We start from the raw sequence: 13,908 nt of genomic DNA on the forward strand, positions 1-13,908 counted from the left end.
CCTTCGACTGCTACGCGCTCAGGATGAACGGAGTGTTTACCGCTTGACCTTCCTTCGACGGCTACGCGCTCAGGATGAACGGAGTGTTTACCGCTTGTCCTTCCTTCGACTGCTACGCGCTCAGGATGAACGGAGTGTTTACCGCTTGCCCTTCCTTCGACTGCTACGCGCTCAGGATGAACGGAGTGTTTACCGCTTGCCCTTCCTTCGACTGCTACGCGCTCAGGATGAACGGAGTGTTTACCGCTTGCCCTGAGCTTGTCGAAGGGTCGAAACTGGAGCTACGGTAAATGCTCACTCGCTAAATAGTCATGCGATTGCATTTCTTGTAGACGGCTCAAACAACGTCTAAATTCGAACGCTAAATTACCACCCGTATATAATTCTTCCAGTGGATATTCCGCTGACATAATAAGCTTAACATTACGCTCGTAAAACTCATCAACTAAGGCAATAAAGCGCCGAGTACTGTCATCACTTTCATGTCCCATCTGCTTAACATTAGCCATTAATACCGTGTGGTAGAGTTGACTAATTTCCATATAATCACCTTGGCTTCTAGCGCTTTCACATAATACTGAAAAATCAAAATAAACAACACCGTCAGAAACACATACCGTGTTTAATTGGCGATTATTGATTTCAATATCAACACCTTTTTCACCTGGCTCACAAGAAAGTTGCTTAAAGTAAAGCTGCAAATTTTCACTTGCTTGTTGATCCAGTGGGTAATGAAAAATTTCAGCTTGTTCTAAGGTACGTAATCGATAATCAACACCACTATCAACATTAATAATGTCAGTGTGCTCATTAATCAACTTGATCGCAGGTAAAAAACGCTCCCGTTGTAAACCATTGCGATATAGCCCATCAGGAATAATGTTGGAGGTGGCAACTAAGGTAACATTATGTGAAAACAACTCTTCAAATAAAGTACCTAAAATCATAGCATCGGTTATATCAGAAACAAAAAATTCATCAAAGCAAATAATTCGAGTTTCGCTGGCAAACTTTTTAGCAATAATTTTTAATGGATCTGACTGACCTGTTAACCCCTTAAGCTCTTGATGCACTCTATGCATAAAGCGATGAAAATGGACTCTCATTTTATTTTCAAAAGGAAGGCAATCATAAAAAGTGTCAACTAAATAGGTTTTTCCTCGTCCTACACCCCCCCAAAAATACAGGCCTTTAATTGGCTTGGATTCTTTTTTTGCATAAACTTTTTTCCAGCGATTCAATACCTTTTTAAAGCTAGATACTTTAAGCGGCTTAATTTGTAATTCTTCATATAAGCGCTGCAAATGTTTAACTGCATTTTCTTGCGCAGCATCAAAAATAAAATCATCTTTTGTTAGATCTTGTTTATATCTGTCAATTGGAGAAAGTTTAATCATGTTTATTTGAATATTAGTGGTTTAAAAAAAAAGAAATTACCAACATTTTTTTAATATGAGCAAGTTAAAGCTATAAATAAAAACGCTAGCACTATATTATTGTAAACCATAACAGCGTTATGTTTAACATTGAATTATTCATTATTTTTATTTCTATCTCAATTTAAGGTAATCTTATGACCGTAGTAACCGCATTAGTTGTTTTCATTATCGGCGCCATTGGTGGGTTTATTGCTAATCACTTTTTATCCTCTTCAAATCAAGAACAACGTAAATTAGCAGAGCAAGCTAATAAAAGTGAGGCAGCATTAAGTCAATATAAACTCGATGTTTCTGACCATCTTGAAAGCTCAGCAAAATTATTAGAGCAAATGAATAGTACCTGCCAAACTGCAATGAAACAAATGCAAGAAAGCACACAGTTATTAAAACGTGCAACCACGAACGATACTGATGCTATGCCTTTTTTCTCACAAGAAACCCAAGAGCAATTAGCGCAAACAGCAGGACTAAGACACCCGAAAAAAGTAAATAAAAAAATTGATGCTGTCACAGAAGCACCATTAGATTACTCCAGTAAAGCAAGCGGCCTGTTTGTTGATGAAAAGCACCAACAAACTTCAAGCGCTAAATAAAACTATACCCGAAATTATTTACTAGAAATAAAGTGTTACAAATGCCATTAGGGCATTTGTGAACTTAATTTACATGTTTAAGTCTATCTGTTTAACATTTACGTTTTAGGATATCCCTTTCATATGAAAAAATCATCTCTTGTTCCGCTGTCTGCTATTCTTAGCGCTGTATTACTTTCTAGCTCATTTGTTATATCAAATGCCCATGCATTTTCAATTTCGCCAACAAGTATTGAAAATCAAACTATGCCAAGCCTTGCTCCCATGCTTGAAAAGTCTACGCCTGCTGTCGTCAGTATTGCCGTAAAGGGCACCCATAAAGTAAAGCAAGGTATTCCTGATATCTTTCAATTTTTTGGTAAACCTAATCAAAACCCAAACCAAGCACGTCAACGACCTTTTCGCGGTTTAGGCTCAGGCGTTATCATTGATGCTAAAGAAGGTTATATTGTTACCAATAATCATGTGATAGAACAAGCAGATGAAATTATTATCACTCTTAAAGATGGCCGTCAAATAAAAGCAAAAAAAATAGGCTCAGATGCCGATAGCGATATCGCCTTATTACAAATTGATGCTGATAATTTGACCGAAATTGTCATCGCTGATTCGGATAAATTACGTGTTGGTGATTTTGCCATAGCTATTGGCAACCCTTTTGGTTTAGGACAAACCGCGACTTCAGGCATTGTTAGTGCATTAGGTCGTAGCGGGTTAGATATTGAAAACTATGAAGACTTTATTCAAACTGATGCAGCCATCAACAGTGGTAATTCAGGTGGCGCTTTAGTGAACTTACGTGGTGAGCTCATTGGTATTAATACCGCTATTTTAGGTCCTAATGGTGGTAACGTTGGCATTGGTTTTGCCATTCCTAGTAACATGATGCATAACTTAGCCAAACAAATTATTGAATTTGGTGAAGTCCATCGTGGTGTATTAGGTGTCTCCGGCCGTAGCGTAAATAGCGAAATAGCGAAAGCGATGGAGTTAAAAACGAATCAAGGCGGCTTTATTGAACAAGTGATGCCTGACTCTGCGGCAGATGAAGCTGGTATCAAGCCTGGTGATGTAATTACTAAGGTCAATGGTAAATCAGTAAAAACCTTTAACGAATTACGAGGTAAAATCGGCTCTCTTGGCGCAGGAAAAAAAGTTAAGTTAACTATAATTCGCAATGGCAATGAACAAGAATTTAACGTTAAGTTAAAACAGTCGCAAACGAATAATGTTGCCGCTGCCAGTATTCACCGCATGTTTGAAGGGGCAAAATTAGAGAATAACAACAAGAATAACGGGGTTATTATTGTCAATGTCGCAGAGAACTCACCAGCGCAACTTGTTGGCTTACAATCAGGTGATTTGATCACTGCCATAAACCGAACTCGTATCAATAATATAGCAGAGCTACGTAATTATCTAAAAGATAAGAACGGGGTTTTTGCCCTCAATATTATTCGTGATAATTATTCACAATACTTGATGGTTAGGTAATATTCATTGGTATTATTTACCTTAAGACCTACCCTTTAATATGTACTGAAGATTAAATAAAAGGCTGATTTTTTAAATCAGCCTTTTATTTTTAGTCGCTGTTATATTTTGTGTTAAACTCAAATAAATCATAAAGTCATGTTCCATTGAGTATTTTCTTTTGAAGCTAAAGCCTGCGTTAAAGTATATTATTAACTCGATCAGTTATGGCGTATTATTTGCGGTTGCCTTGCTATTGTTGGTTCCTAAATTAAATGACAATAGTTTTATAAAGCAATTACTTAATAGGGAAACAAAAGCACCTCAACCACTTTCTTATGCCAAAGCAGTCAGTTTAGCTAGCCCTGCCGTTGTTAATATTTATTCCGAAGCTATTCAATCAAGTCCAAATTATGGTAGGTCTGCAATCAAAGCAACACGATTAGGCTCAGGCGTGATAATGGATAGCAATGGTTACATTTTAACTAACATGCATGTTATTCAAAATGCTGATCTTATTAAAGTGTTACTGCAAAGTGGCCGAGAATATTCCGCAGAGCTAATTGGCTTTGATCAAGCGACTGATTTAGCTGTACTAAAGGTAGATAAAAAGAATTTGCCCGTTATCCCTCAAAACCTGCACCAACAATCATTGGTAGGTGATATTGTTTTAGCCATTGGTAACCCTTTTAATTTAGGCCAAACGGTTACTCAGGGTATTATTAGTGCGACAGGGCGCAGTGGTTTAAGCAATACTAATTACTTAAATTTTTTACAAATGGATGCTGCAATTAATGATGGCAATTCTGGTGGGGCTCTTATTAACAGTAACGGTGTATTGGTAGGTATTAACTCTCGTAAATTTACTCAATCAAACCCGCAACAAAATATTCAAGGTATTTTTTTTGCTGTACCTTATGAATTGGCAGCAAAAGTTATGCACCAGTTAATTGAAAATGGCATTGTAATTCGTGGTTGGTTAGGTATATCTGCTGAACGCTACTTAATCGATTTAAAGGGTTTTTTGGTTGAGTCCGTCACAGCCAACAGTCCAGCTTATAACGGAGATATACGAGTCGGTGATGTGATTTACCAAATTTCAGATCAGCCAATTAGTAGCATTACCCAAGCCTTAGATATCGTTGCAGAAACAAGACCAAATACGCCATTAATATTCAAGCTTTATCGACAAGGTAAAAGGATTGAAACCACAGTGACCATTGCTGAATTTAAGAACTAGAGTCTGTTGGCATCTGTAAATATATACCCGTGTTACTTCAAAATGCAGGATTCAGCTGGAATTAGAAACGTCTTTAGGCAAGGCATTGATTGAAGATAATAGTTGTTCTATTGTCGAAATAAATAACGCTGCTTAAAACGTTTCTAAACCAGCCCTACGGGGATGTCTGAGTAAATCATGCTCTTCGTTACATCTGTTTTTAAGGGAATAACCCTTAATAAAAAAATGCTCCTTGATCATGAATCGCTCTGGCATCCTGAAACACGCATTTTGAGGTATCACGGGTATATTACTTGAGCTAAGTTAGTTTCTTCTACTAGCGACATAAAGTCGTTAGGAAAAATTACTATCTTATTTGTTGTTACTCGCTTATTGTTCTGCGTTTTTTCTGATTTCTTCTACACGACGTTTATTGCCACATATGGCAGATTGCTTTTCATCTCGATAGTAGCGAATATCAATACAGTCTTGTTGGTATCTACGTTCAAGTTCAGTACGAATTATAGGCTTGCCTTTGGCATTAATTATTTGACGATGTAATACTTGGCATTGCTGAATTTGCTCTGAGGCTAAAGTAATGTCTTCACAAGCATTATCATTACTTGAACAGCCAGTTAACACTATAGCAATACCCGCAGCTAGAAAAGAGGTGTAATTCATGTTATCAATCGCTTAATTATTTTTAATTTAAAGTAAATATTGTCAACAGTATATAACAAAGTGCAAAGCGCGGTAGTTTTTTATTAACAAACTTGAATAGAGAAAAAATCCCGTTACAATCTATACCCGTTCCACTTAACGAGAATTTCATGTCACTACCTATTGTCGACTATACCGCAAAAAATGCACCACAGTGCTTTGTTCAAAGCCTAAGAGAAACCGGATTTGCCATACTGATAAATCACCCAATTGAGCAATCATTAGTTAATTCTATCTATCAAAACTGGCAACTATTCTTCAATAGTGAAGACAAACATCATTTTGTTTTTGACGCAGACAAGCAAGATGGTTATTTTTCTTCTAAAATATCAGAAACCGCGAAAAGTCATACACAAAAAGACATAAAAAGACATAAAAGAGTTTTACCATGTTTACCCATGGGGACGTATACCCGAAGCCTTAAAAGATGAAATTCTAAATTACTATCAGTTAGCATCTGATCTAGCGGGTGAGTTACTTGATTGGGTTGAAAAATATAGCCCAGAACATGTGGCAAAAAACTATTCAGAGGCGCTATCTAATATGATTAAAGATACGCCAAATACTTTATTGCGCGTTTTACATTATCCACCATTGACAGGTAATGAAGAAGCGGGCGCAATTAGAGCAGCCGCTCATGAAGATATTAATTTATTAACCATATTACCCGCAGCAAATGAAGCGGGTTTACAAGTAAAATGTCAAGATGGTAGTTGGTTAGATGTGCCCAGTGACTTTGGTAATTTAATCATCAATATTGGTGACATGCTACAAGAAGCATCTAATGGCTACTTTCCTTCAACAACTCATCGAGTTATTAATCCAAGTGGTGAAGCTAATAGTAGATCGCGTATTTCATTACCGCTTTTTCTCCACCCTCGCAGTGAAGTAAAGTTATCAGAAAAGCACACCCAAGCCAGTTATTTATTAGAACGTTTACAAGAGCTTGGTGTTAAATAGCTGAACTGCGCTTAACGTTAAGTAATAATAGGAAGTGGTGAGGGTTTGCTAAAATAATAACCTTGTGAGTAATTAATACCTAATGCTGTAACAACTGTTTGTACTGGCTTACTGTGAACAAATTCAGCAACACAAGGAATGTTAGCATTGTGAGCAAAAAAAGTGATGGCTCGGGTAATTTCATAACTTTTTTCATTGAGATCAATATCTTTTATGTACTTAGCATCAATTTTTAAGTAATCAATATCAAGTTCAAGAATGCGTTCGAAATTTGAATACTCAGTACCGAAATCATCAATAGCAAGTAAATAGCCTTTGGCTTTTAATTCATTTAACTGATTGATATGATTTTTTTTACCTGTGGCACTCACCCCTTCTAGTATTTCCAAAATAACACGCTGAGGCTGTATTTTATACTGTCCGGTTTTTTCCTCTAAATAATCTAAAAGGTAGTTTTGACTTAAATCATCTTCGGTAATGTTTATTGAAAAAATATAATCATAATCACTCATGATTTTAAAGCTTTTATCCACTATTATTCGGGTAATTTCAGGTAATAAACCCGATAATTTTGCCGTATCTAAAAAGTGAAATGGCGAGATGACTTTATCCCCTTTAATAATACGCGCTAGTACTTCAAACTTTTGTATTGTTTGATTTTCATTATCATATATACCTTGAAAGTAAGGTGTAAACTGATCAAGCTCTAACGCTGAATACAATAAATGATTACTGGCAATAAACCCCTCTCGGGTCGAATCATCAACAAGATCATCTTTAACATCAAATATGTGATAACGGTTTTTCCCTAAGCTTTTTGCTTTCTTCAATGCTATAGCACAGTTATGTAATAAATGTTTCTTCCCTTGCGCTGCACCATAAGTAAAAGCAATATGCAGAGAAATATCTTCAACTTGAATAAGCGTATTATAAAAGTATTGTTGAATAATTTTTATTTGTTCCGCAACATTAATTTCGCCTTCAAATAACAAGCCAAATTCATCAGAATTAAGTCTAAATGTTTCATGAGTAGTAAAAGTATTCACTAAAGTATTCGCAATAGCGGTTAATATTTTATCGCCAATATTAAAACCATAAGCGGTATTTAGGTAACTAAAGTTATTAATATTAAGTAGAAGCAGCGAATAGTTTTGTTCATTAGCCAGTATTTGCTGCTCAAGGTAGGTTTTATTATGCAACTGTGTTACTGAATCATAAAATGCCATCTCTACCACTTGTTGTTGGGCTGACTTTAATTTAGTTAGATCGCTAAATACAGACAAGTAATTTTGTATTTCTCCATGTTCATCTCTAATCACGCTAATACTCATCCATTGAGCAACTAACTCGCCATTTTGATTCTTATTAGTTATTTCGCCACGCCATTGATCTTTTAGCAACAGTTCCTGCCACAACTGTTGATAAAATGTATGACCTTGCTCACCCGAAGATAAAATTTTAGGGTCTTTACCTAGAACGTCACTTTCGCACAAACCATATATTTTTTCAAAAGCGGGGTTCACCTCAACAATGTTATTATTTTTATCTGTAATAACCACAGCTTCCGAGGCATTTTTAAACCCAACAGAAAGTAATAGTAGACGATCTTCATTCAGCTGCCTTTTTAAAACAATACTTACAATAGAAGAACAAGTCTCGAGTATTTTTTTATGAAACAATGCCGGTGTTCTATGTTCAAATGATGATAATGCAAAAGAACCTATGGCTTGTTTATGTTCATTACTAACAGGCATTGACCAACAAGAGCATATATTAAAGTCATAAGCGATATGACGGAGGTTTTTCCAGCGCTCATCTTCTAAAGTATTTTGCACATATTGTGCTTCATTATGAAAAACCGCATTGCCACATGAACCACCAAATGGCCCCGGCTTTAACTTAGCTAAGGCTTCATGACCAACAGTTGGAATTGAAGGAGCGCACCTCACGCTTAGTAAGCCACCACTTGCATCAAGCATCATGATAGAGGCAACAGCATTAGGCAAAATACTTTCAGCTAACAAACAAAGGGAATTTAAAATATCCGCAACAGGATCATTAGCAGCAAGTTTTTCTAAGGTTTTACGTTGAATATCAGCAATAAAATCATATTGCTTCGGGGTGATTGAAACATCCTTATTCATGCTTTCATTCCTTGATTGTATTTGCCTAAAAGCGGCATATCCATTAAATAAATCATAGCGAACAACATTAACTATCGCTACTGTGCTCAAAAATCAAATAGGGTTTTATTATGGCTTACGCTATTACGATTTAGCACTATTGATAAATGATAATGATAATGATAATCAATATCAGAAAAGTATTCTTTGATTCAGCACAAAGTCTAGGGTATTAATGCAAATAGCATAACAAAACTATATTACAATTTTATTACTTATGCTAATAAATTTACTTTCACCCACACATAAGTTTTCATCTAATATAAATGGACCTATTGATGTGCGATGTAATGCGGTAACAGGGTTATCAAAGCGTCCAAACATTCGTTTTATTTGATGATAACGCCCTTCCATTAAAATCACTTCTGCGCGATATTGAGAAAGAATATTAAGCTTTACTGGCTTGGTGGTAATATCTTCATAGGCAAAATACATACCTTTGGCAAACGCGTTAATATAATCATGATCTAATGGATTTTTCAATGTTACTAAGTACCGCTTAGCGACTTTACTTTTAGGTGATGTTAATTGCTCTGACCAACGGCTATCATTGGTCAGTAATACTAAACCTGAAGTATTCAAATCTAAACGCCCTACAATATGCAAACTTATTTTCTCTGCCTGTGTTAATTTTAAGTTGATTAAATCAATCACGGTTTTATGTTTATCATCTTTCGTTGCACACACCACGCCGACAGGTTTATGCAACATAATATACAAGGCGCGATTTTCCTGAATAACTTGATCATCAAACTTGATAATAGAGAACTTATCAATTGCTTGAGCAATATCTGTGGCAATAACCCCATCAACACTCACGCGTTTTTGCGCCAATAACAAGCGAACTTTTTTTCGATTAATTTGACACTTTTCGCTGATTAAACGATCTAGACGAGCACGACTGATAGACATAATGAATAAATTTAAATTGGTTTGAGGTTTAATTGTTTAGCAATAATGTTGAGAACTTTTTGCAACTTTATTTGTAATAAACCATTGAGTAATTTTGCTTGCTGCGCTAATAAATTCTGTTCAGATTCAGTAATCGCTATTGTAAAAATTAACTGCTGTGGTTCTTTATCATCAATAACACTAAAGACATCATCTGAGTGAGTTTTCAATGTCTCTGCTTGTTTAGTTTGCTGATTTTCTTTTTGCTTTTTCTTTTGAATAGCAAAACGTTGCGGTGTTTCTAACAATAACTGAATAAAAAGAATATTATCTTCATCACCATACCAATTGGCCGTCATAGCTTGAAAATTAAACTGTGCTGAAAGTTTATTGGTGATTGAATTAATATTAACCCATTTCTCAGTTAAGTCATCACACACATAGATTGATATAGGTAGTTGTTCTGTCATGGTATTTTCTTAAAGTTCATTAAAAAGCAAGCCGTAAATAGTAGTCAAAAGTGAAATACATTTATGCTGTATTGAATGCCTAGATTAGAAAGCTAATGTTTAATTAACAGAAAGTAATGATGCATTATTTCTGCATTAGAAGGAAGAGTAAGGTTGTTGCAATAAATACAAACTTGAATAACTTCTTTTGCCAAGTCTACGCCAACCATAGTATTCTTCACCCTTAGGATGTGAGAAGATCAATTATCTATTCAGCAGGCTATTCCAAACATTTCCGTTTGTTCAAATGGTTATCCAAAATAACCTAATAAAAATATCATAATGAGGGGCAATAGATGCCTAGTCGTCTTCAACAGTCTTGTTTACTTAGTCTTATTATTTTATTTGCCTTAGTGCTACCTAATGAAGCCTTTGCACACGGTGTTGATGATAGTACACGCGCATTTCTACAACAAAATACTGGTATACAAATTTTACCCTTTTTGTATATTGGTGCTAAACATATGGTCACTGGCTATGATCATCTACTGTTTTTAGTCGGCGTATTATTTTTTTTATACCGTGGCCGTGATGTCCTACTCTATGTCAGCATGTTTACACTAGGACATAGTTTAACCTTACTTTTTGGCGTCATTAGCGACATTCAAGTTAATGCTTATTTGATTGATGCAATCATAGGGTTGTCAGTAGTCTACAAAGGCTTTGATAACTTAGGCGGCTTTAAACAACTATTTGGTAAATCTCCCAATCCGAAATTGGCAGTGCTAATATTCGGACTTTTTCACGGCTTTGGTCTGGCAACAAAATTACAAGAGTTTCAATTACCTGAAGATGGCCTAATTCCGAATTTAATTGCTTTTAATATTGGTGTTGAATTAGGGCAGTTCACAGCACTCGCATTCATTTTACTAGTGATTAACTTTTGGCGTAAACACAGTAGTTTCAACTATTTTGCTACGAGTACAAACTGCTTACTGATGAGTGCTGGCTTTATGTTAATGGGTTTCCAGTTAACGGGCTATTTTATTAATTAGCTCAAAAATGAATAAACTACAATTATAAACAGGAATTTAGAGATAAATTTATGCAACAACAAACCATTGCGCTAACCAAAGCAACACTATTTAAATACACCCTATTCAGCATTATTTTCGCTGTAATAACCTTAGTTACTATCATATTGCCTGCGGAATATAATATTGATCCTACTGGTGTTGGGCATGCACTCGGGTTAACCGTATTCAATAGTGTAGAAGCAAAAAAAGCTCCCATTACTTCATCACAAAAAAAAGCAGAGAAAAACAAAGGCGTTGCTGAAACCATTGATATAATGGTTCCTGCTCATAGTGGCGTCGAATACAAATTTACTATGCTGCAGCATAAAAAATTATCCTACCTGTGGTTAACAAACGGTACGGCTTTGTACTTTGATTTACATGGCGAGCCAGAAGGCGACACCACCGGTTATTTTGAAAGTTATGCCATAGCCACAGTAAATCGCATGGAAGGTAGTTTCACTACACCATTTCCTGGCGTTCATGGTTGGTATTGGAAAAACACATCAGATACCCCCGTGACTGTGCAGTTAACCGTTAAAGGTGATTATGCAACACACGGCTTAAAATAATTTATGGTCTAAAAATAGCGCTATCATAGCCAGACAATAAGCAATATATTTAACAAGAGTAGAAAAATGAATTCAGCAATACAACTTAGTAAAGAAGATCTTAGAAAAAACAAACCTACTCGAGATGAATATCTAAACCAACCTAAACTTCCTCTGATACTAGTACTAGATAATGTCACGAATAGTTATAATGTTGGTGCATTTATTCGTTTAGCCGATGCTTTCGCTATCGAAAAAATCATCGTTTGTGGGGCGTTAACTATTTCAGACAAGAAGCTGAAAAAAGCCTCTAGAAATGAAGCTAAATGGGTTTGCATTGAATATAGCGACTCCACCACTACAAGTTTACAAACCTTATTAGACAAAGATTACACTGTTTTTAGTGTTGAATTATGCCATGGGTCTATTGATTATAAAGAAATAGTCTACCCTTCTCCGTGCGTATTGGTATTAGGAAATGAACGAAAAGGTGTGAGTGAAGCCGCATTAAAATTAAGTCATCATCAAATACATATTCCCATGTTTGGTATGGGTAATTCTTTAAATGTTTCAACTGCGGGTGCCATTGTGCTATCTGAGTGTGCTAGCCAGATTCGCAAACAATAATACATACTCATTAAACCATACTAATTTCAATAATTTTGACTAAAGAAGCGGCTTTACGACAAAGATAGCTTTTGCATAAAAAACCAGAAAAGCGTAATATTTACCTACTCTTCTGTTATTAATAATTTTTTATGCCTGTCAATTTACCTGAAATAATTCCAGCTTTACTCGCGCCAATTCAAGGCATTCGCCTAGGCTGGGCCGAATCGAATATAAAACAACCAAATCGTAAAGATTTACTCGTTATTGAAATTTCCAAGGGCAGTGCCGTTTCAGGCGTTTTTACCCAAAATCGCTTTTGTGCTGCGCCCGTAACCTTATGTAAAAAGCATTTAGATGCCGTAAAAAATAAGGATGTCGCGGGTATTAAAGCATTGGTGATCAATACGGGCAATGCCAATGCCGGAACAGGTGAACAAGGCATGTTAGATGCACTAACTACTTGTCAAAATTTAGCTGAAATAATGGCTATTCCTGTTGAGTCTATATTGCCTTTTTCCACAGGGGTGATTTTAGAACATTTGCCGATGAATAAACTCTTAGCTGGCTTGCCACTTGCCGTTGCTAATTTAACCACTGATAACTGGGCGGATGCTGCCTGGGCTATTATGACCACAGATGTTGCGCCAAAAGCTTATTCTACTTCGGTAAAAATTGGCAACGAACAGGTAAATATTACCGGTATATCCAAGGGTGCAGGTATGATTCATCCTAATATGGCGACCATGTTGGGTTATGTCGCGACCGATGCCAATATTACTCAATCATTATTAGATGAAATAACTAAGGAGATTGCAGACTTATCTTTTAACTGTATTTCTGTTGACGGTGATACCTCAACTAATGACTCATTTATTGTTATTGCCACTGGCAAAAGCAATGCTGCCGTTATTAGAGAACGTAACGATAAAGGTTTTAACGAAGTGTACAATGCGTTGCTTGAAACAGCGCAGTATTTGGCTAAAGCCATTGTGCGTGATGGTGAAGGCGCAACAAAATTTTTAACGATAACGGTTAAAGGAGCATTGAGCATTGATGAAGCAAAAACCATTGGTTTTTCTATCGGCAAAAGCCCATTAGTTAAAACGGCCATGTTTGCTTCTGATCCTAATTTAGGGCGTGTGCTTGCGGCTATTGGTTATGCCTCAAGAGAGTGTAAATCTTTGGCTGATCTAGATACCGAGCAACTAGAGTTATATTTTGGTGAAGTATTAGTAGCTGAAAAAGGTGGCCGCGCCGCAAGCTATCAAGAAGATGAAGGGCAAGCTGTCATGAATGAAGCAGAAATTGATATTACGGTACAACTTCATCGTGGTAATGAAGACGCTACTATTTGGACTTGTGATTTTAGCTATGATTACGTCAGAATTAATGCTGAATATCGAACTTAACTAACGCAATATTTCGTCAGCACCAAAAGTTAGCAAAGATTAACTGGTGTAGTCCAATAGTCATGGTTAATATGCTCAAGCTGAGTATTCCTTTCATTGTATTCTTATGTCTAACAAAGGCCTTTGCTCCAATCACTAGCATCAGAACAGGTGTATACCCATGATACTTCAAGATGTGCGTTTCAGAGCTGCTGAACGATTCATGATCAAGGCGCATCTTTTTATTAAGGGTCGTTCAGGAGAATGTGCTTCTGAACGACCATTATCTTCAATCAAAGCCTTGCCTAAATACGTTTCTAACTCCAGCTGAATCCGACATATTGAAGTAACATGGGT

General features: G+C 36.2%; 12 protein-coding genes and 1 pseudogene. 8 read left to right on the forward strand and 5 right to left on the reverse strand.

The features are described 5' to 3' along the window. Positions 1-281: 281 nt before the first annotated feature. Positions 282-1,397: a cell division protein ZapE gene (gene zapE / locus DWA31_RS11750; RefSeq protein WP_114326771.1), complete on the reverse strand. Its 1,116-nt coding sequence runs from the start codon at positions 1,395-1,397 to the stop codon at positions 282-284. Between the two features lie 176 nt (positions 1,398-1,573). Here zapE and DWA31_RS11755 point away from each other — a divergent pair, with 176 nt between their 5' ends. The 3 genes from DWA31_RS11755 to DWA31_RS11765 all read left to right on the forward strand — a co-directional run bounded on the left by DWA31_RS11755 (position 1,574) and on the right by DWA31_RS11765 (position 4,745). Next, the gene (locus DWA31_RS11755) at positions 1,574-2,032 is read left to right on the forward strand and encodes a Z-ring associated ZapG family protein (protein ID WP_114326772.1); all 459 of its coding nucleotides are present in this window, start codon (positions 1,574-1,576) and stop codon (positions 2,030-2,032) included. 123 nt (positions 2,033-2,155) lie between these two features. Further along, entirely contained in the window at positions 2,156-3,526 is a 1,371-nt protein-coding gene (locus DWA31_RS11760; RefSeq protein ID WP_114326773.1) for a DegQ family serine endoprotease, read from the forward strand. 160 nt (positions 3,527-3,686) lie between these two features. Continuing rightward, entirely contained in the window at positions 3,687-4,745 is a 1,059-nt protein-coding gene (locus tag DWA31_RS11765; protein WP_114326774.1) for a trypsin-like peptidase domain-containing protein, read from the forward strand. A 369-nt stretch (positions 4,746-5,114) separates the two neighbouring features. On the opposite strand, the gene DWA31_RS11770 is transcribed toward DWA31_RS11765, so the two are convergent. Beyond that, a complete protein-coding gene (locus DWA31_RS11770; protein ID WP_114326775.1) occupies positions 5,115-5,405 on the reverse strand; it encodes a hypothetical protein in 291 nt (96 codons plus the stop codon). A 149-nt stretch (positions 5,406-5,554) separates the two neighbouring features. On the opposite strand from DWA31_RS11770, the pseudogene DWA31_RS11775 reads away from it, so the two are divergent. Continuing rightward, positions 5,555-6,404, forward strand: a pseudogene (locus DWA31_RS11775) (2OG-Fe(II) oxygenase family protein). Between the two features lie 17 nt (positions 6,405-6,421). Here the strand turns inward: DWA31_RS11775 and DWA31_RS11780 are convergent. The 3 genes from DWA31_RS11780 to DWA31_RS11790 all read right to left on the reverse strand — a co-directional run bounded on the left by DWA31_RS11780 (position 6,422) and on the right by DWA31_RS11790 (position 9,948). Then, positions 6,422-8,548: a sensor domain-containing diguanylate cyclase gene (locus tag DWA31_RS11780; protein WP_114326776.1), complete on the reverse strand. Its 2,127-nt coding sequence runs from the start codon at positions 8,546-8,548 to the stop codon at positions 6,422-6,424. Positions 8,549-8,782: 234 nt separating this feature from the next. Beyond that, on the reverse strand, positions 8,783-9,499 hold the full coding sequence (locus DWA31_RS11785; protein WP_114326777.1) for a pseudouridine synthase: 717 nt from the start codon (positions 9,497-9,499) through the stop codon (positions 8,783-8,785). An 11-nt stretch (positions 9,500-9,510) separates the two neighbouring features. Then, positions 9,511-9,948 (reverse strand): hypothetical protein, encoded by a 438-nt coding sequence (locus tag DWA31_RS11790; protein WP_114326778.1) that lies wholly within the window; start codon positions 9,946-9,948, stop codon positions 9,511-9,513. A gap of 335 nt (positions 9,949-10,283) precedes the next feature. On the opposite strand from DWA31_RS11790, the gene DWA31_RS11795 reads away from it, so the two are divergent. The 4 genes from DWA31_RS11795 to argJ all read left to right on the forward strand — a co-directional run bounded on the left by DWA31_RS11795 (position 10,284) and on the right by argJ (position 13,572). After that, entirely contained in the window at positions 10,284-10,982 is a 699-nt protein-coding gene (locus DWA31_RS11795; RefSeq protein ID WP_114326779.1) for a HupE/UreJ family protein, read from the forward strand. A 50-nt stretch (positions 10,983-11,032) separates the two neighbouring features. Next, entirely contained in the window at positions 11,033-11,575 is a 543-nt protein-coding gene (locus DWA31_RS11800; RefSeq protein WP_114326780.1) for a hypothetical protein, read from the forward strand. A gap of 66 nt (positions 11,576-11,641) precedes the next feature. After that, positions 11,642-12,181 carry a TrmH family RNA methyltransferase gene (locus DWA31_RS11805; protein WP_114326781.1) on the forward strand — a complete coding sequence of 180 codons (540 nt, stop codon included), beginning with the start codon at positions 11,642-11,644 and terminating at the stop codon, positions 12,179-12,181. 131 nt (positions 12,182-12,312) lie between these two features. Continuing rightward, positions 12,313-13,572 (forward strand): bifunctional glutamate N-acetyltransferase/amino-acid acetyltransferase ArgJ, encoded by a 1,260-nt coding sequence (argJ, locus tag DWA31_RS11810; RefSeq protein WP_114326782.1) that lies wholly within the window; start codon positions 12,313-12,315, stop codon positions 13,570-13,572. The last annotated feature ends 336 nt before the right edge of the window (positions 13,573-13,908 follow it).

Source organism: Candidatus Colwellia aromaticivorans (assembly GCF_003333305.1).
Lineage (GTDB): Bacteria > Pseudomonadota > Gammaproteobacteria > Enterobacterales > Alteromonadaceae > Colwellia > Colwellia aromaticivorans.